General features: G+C 68.6%; 3 protein-coding genes. All 3 read left to right on the top strand.

What is annotated here, in order from left to right; all coding sequences use genetic code 11:
* The first annotated feature begins 163 nt into the window (after nt 1-163).
* Nucleotides 164-799, top strand: coding sequence for an MFS transporter (locus tag ACWD4A_RS35130; protein ID WP_451200514.1), 636 nt, complete (start codon nt 164-166; stop codon nt 797-799).
* The gene (locus ACWD4A_RS35125) at nt 787-1,575 is read left to right on the top strand and encodes an MFS transporter (protein ID WP_451200511.1); all 789 of its coding nucleotides are present in this window, start codon (nt 787-789) and stop codon (nt 1,573-1,575) included. The genes ACWD4A_RS35130 and ACWD4A_RS35125 overlap by 13 nt, the downstream gene beginning before the upstream one ends.
* Before the next feature lie 952 nt (nt 1,576-2,527).
* Nucleotides 2,528-3,250 carry a phosphotransferase family protein gene (locus tag ACWD4A_RS35120; RefSeq protein ID WP_451200510.1) on the top strand — a complete coding sequence of 241 codons (723 nt, stop codon included), beginning with the start codon at nt 2,528-2,530 and terminating at the stop codon, nt 3,248-3,250.
* Nucleotides 3,251-3,762 lie beyond the last annotated feature (512 nt).

Below are 3,762 nucleotides of genomic sequence, written 5' to 3'. Positions count from 1 at the left end.
GGCGAGGATCGGTACGGCGGCGAGAAAGGCGGGCAGGAGCCCGTCGGATATCCCGTATTGGGTCTGGATGGCGGGCGGTCTGCGTTCGGCGCACCTCACACCTCACCCCCTCAAGGAGCACCACGATGAGTACGAACCCGGGACGAACACCGTTGCCAAGGAGATGGGCGCTCCCGCGGCCGCCACGACCGGTCCCGGACGGGGCGTCCTGGCCATCGTGATGGTGGGCACCTTTATCACCATCCTCGACTACTTCATCACTAACGTCGCCATCCCCTCCATCCAGACGGACCTGCACGCCTCCTCGGCCCAGTCGCAGCTGGTCATCGTCGGCTACGGCGTGGCCTTCACCGCCGGGATGATCACCGGTGGACGCCTGGGCGACCTCTACGGCAGGCGCCGGATGTTCGCGCTGGGCCTCGCCGGGTTCACGCTCGCCTCCGGGCTGTGTGCCCTGGCGCAGAACCCTGGGACGCTGGCCGTCTTCCGTGTGGTGCAGGGCGCGTCCGCCGCCGTCATGGTGCCGCAGGTCCTCGGCATCCTCGCCGTCGTCTACACCGGTGCTGCCCGGGCCCGCGCCTTCGTCGTCTACGGCCTGGTCATCGGCCTCGCCGGAGTCTTCGGACAGGTGATCGGCGGCGTGTTGATCTCTGTGGACGTGGCGGGTCTGACTTGGCGGACCGTCTTCCTGGTCAACTCGCCGATCGGCATCGTGGCGCTGCTCCTGACCGCGAGCCTGAGCCCCGAGTCCCGCACGCCGAGGGCGGCCGGCTCGATCTGGTCGGCGTGGTCCTCGTGATGGCGGCCGTGGTGGCGATCGTGCTCTCCCCGGTCGAAGGGCAGGAGCGCGACTGGCCGCTGTGTACCTGGCTGCTGCTCGCGGCCGCGGTGCTGCTGGCCGCCGCCTTCGTCGCGCACCAGCGTTCCCGGCAGGGCCGCAGCCCCCTGCTCGACATGACGTTGTTCCGCAGCCGTACGTTCTTGGCCGGACTGGTCGGCATGCTGGCGTACTTCCTCGCCATGGGTTCGTTCTTCTTCATGCTCGCGCTCTACCTGCAGGAGGGCAGGGGTTTGTCGCCGGCCGAGGCCGGGCTCGTCTTCCTCACGCTCGGTGCCGGGTACTTCGGCTCGTCGTTGCTGTCCGCGAGGCTGGTGGTGCGTCTGGGCCACCGGCTGTGCTCCGCGGGGCCGCTGACCCTGGCTGTCGGCTATGTCCTGACCGCGTTGACCGCCGCGGAACTCGGCACCGACCGGTCCGTCCTGTGGATCATCATTCCGCTGGTCGTCGCCGGGATCGGGATGGGCATGACCACGGATCCGCTGACCGGCGGCGTCCTCGCGGGTGCCGACCCGGAGCACGCCGCGGCGGCCTCCGGTGTGGCCAACACGGTGCAGGAAGGCGCGGTCGCGGTCGGCGTGGCCGTCGTCGGCACCGCCTTCCACCCGGCCCTCGGCGAGTCGCCCGCACCGGGCGACCATCCGCACGCCCTCGGCATGGGCCTGACTCCCCTGGTGGCTTTCTGCCTCGTCTCCAGCCTGATCATCCAGTTCATGCGGCCGCGGGCCAAGAGGTGAGGACGCGACCGGGCAGCCGAGCCCGCAGGCCCTGACGGCCGGACCAGACGCACCGTCATGTCGCAGGTCAGCGGCTTGCATCGAACAGGAGAGCTGAGGGAACGACATGGGTTTCGAGACTCCGGCGGATGACATCGTGTGAGACGCTGCGAAAATGCCCAGGTCACAGCCCTGGCAGATGACACGGCCCGCGGGAACCTGCAACGCGGCGTGGCCCGGGGAACCGCCACTGGCCTCGTCCGACGGCCCCCCGGTCCGGTGGCACGCCGTGATGCACGGAGACCCCTTCCTTCCCATGGTGCGGACCGCTGGTCTGGGCGGTCTGTGCCAGGCCTGTAGCCAAGTCTGGTGGTTTTGAAGGTGCTGTCGCGCTCTGGCGTCTGTGTTTCGAAGGCGATTTGGTGATCTTGTTTTGTTTTCGATGGGGCGCGGAGGAGGGCGGGTCTGTCGGCGCGCGGTCGGGTGTGGTCTGGCAGTTGGTCGTGGAGGAAGGTATCCGATAGCTCCGCCGGCACGGCCCGCTCCCGAGGGCCCGCTCCTTGCCTGCGCCCTCCCGCCGGGAACTGGCATCTGGCCGACCATGGTTCATTCTTGGCCTACGGTCAGGGCACATGGTGACGTTTCTCCCGGATTCCGGCTGGCCTCCTCGTACGTCTGTCTCAACTTCGGTGTACACGGCCTGGTTTGATGGCATGGCTGCCCTTTAAGCTGCGCCCATGACCATCGGAGCGCGCAAGCCGCCGGCCCGCCCGCCGTCGCAGCCGCCGCCGGGGCGTCCGCCCAGCGGCCCGGGACCGGACAAGAACCCGCCCTTCCCGCCGAATCCCCCGGTGAGTCCTCCGGCGGTGGGAGTCTGACCATGCGTGTGGAGCGCAGAGGCTTCGACCAGCTCCCCGACGAAACCCGAGCGGCGGTCCAGACCCGAGTGGGTGCGGACTGCCCGAGTATCGACATGGCCACTGGGGAGTCTTCCGGCGTTGCTGCGCTCCTCTTTCTCCCCGACGGCTCGAGGGTCTTTGTCAAGGGTCTGCCCGACGGCCACGAGCGGGCCTGCGAACTCGACGCCGAGGCGGGGATCAACCCGTCCCTGCCCGGGTACGCGCCCAGGCTGCTGTGGCGCTTGGCGGTGGGCGGCTGGACCCTGCTGGGCTTCGAGGGTGTCACCGCGACCCCGTGGGCGGACTTCACGCCCGGCTCCGGCCACCTGGAGCCCGTCGCGGCGGTCCTGCGTGACTTGTCCACCCGCACCGCCCCCGGCCTGATGACCGTCTGGGACCGCTGGGGCTCCTACTGCGACCCCACCGACGAGGCGCTCCTTGACGGCCGCTGCCTCGTCCATGGCGATCCCGTCGCGACGAATTTCCTCGTCGGCGACGGCCGGGTATGGCTGGTCGACTGGGCATGGGCGGCCCGGGGCCCGGCATGGGCTGACACTACTCTGTGGGGGTTCCGGCTCGTCCTGGACGGGCACCACACCCCCGGGCAGGCACACGAGCGGGCCCTGACGATCCCCGCGTTCGCCGCGGCACCACGCCGAGGGGTGCGGGTCCTCGCCGAGGCCGAAGCCCGGTCGTGGGAGGACTGGCAGACATACAGCAGCAGCACACCCGGGATCGACGTCATCGCCAAGGCCGCCCGCGCCTGGGCCGACCACGTGAACGGACTCCCAGGCTAGCCGCCGGAGTTCGTGCCAGAGCTGGGTGTGTCTGTTTGTTTTGCTGGTAGTGGAGGCAGAGGAGAAGGAGGATAGAGGTGCCGGCGCATGGGTGTCCGGCTCGCCCAGGCCCCTTGGACGGTCATGCTCGCATGTGGTCGACGGCATTAACCGGGTGCTGGCTGGCGTCCTTACATATCGGCCTTACGCCTCAGATTCTTACGTGTGAGATGACGTGATAGGTCTCGCATTTGGCGTCTTTCACGTGTGTGGGGGTGTGGGTGTGCGGGCGCTCTTTTTGGCGAGGTGTCAGTTTGCGTTCCGGCAGGTTTTCTGAGGGTCGTTCGGTTTGTCGCCTGGCTCGGGTTTACCCTCCGAGTGGTTTAGACCACTTTGGGGTTGGGTGTTGTTCGGGTGAGCGGGTTTGGTCGACGCGTGCGTCGGCGGATCCGCGAGAAGATGGCGAAGATGCGCCGGGAGATCGCGGAGATGAAGACCGGTCGCGACGTCAAGCGCCAGGAGCGCAGGCGCAA

This window comes from Streptomyces sp. NPDC002537 (assembly GCF_053594975.1).
Note: the sequence above shows the minus strand (reverse complement) of the source record. Positions and strands in the feature narration are given on the sequence as shown.

Excerpts from the sequence above, each read along its gene's own strand:
- ACWD4A_RS35130 (WP_451200514.1), top strand. The coding sequence starts at position 164 with ATGGGCGCTCCCGCGGCCGCCACGACCGGTCCCGGACGGGGCGTCCTG.
- ACWD4A_RS35120 (WP_451200510.1), top strand. The coding sequence starts at position 2,528 with ATGGCCACTGGGGAGTCTTCCGGCGTTGCTGCGCTCCTCTTTCTCCCC.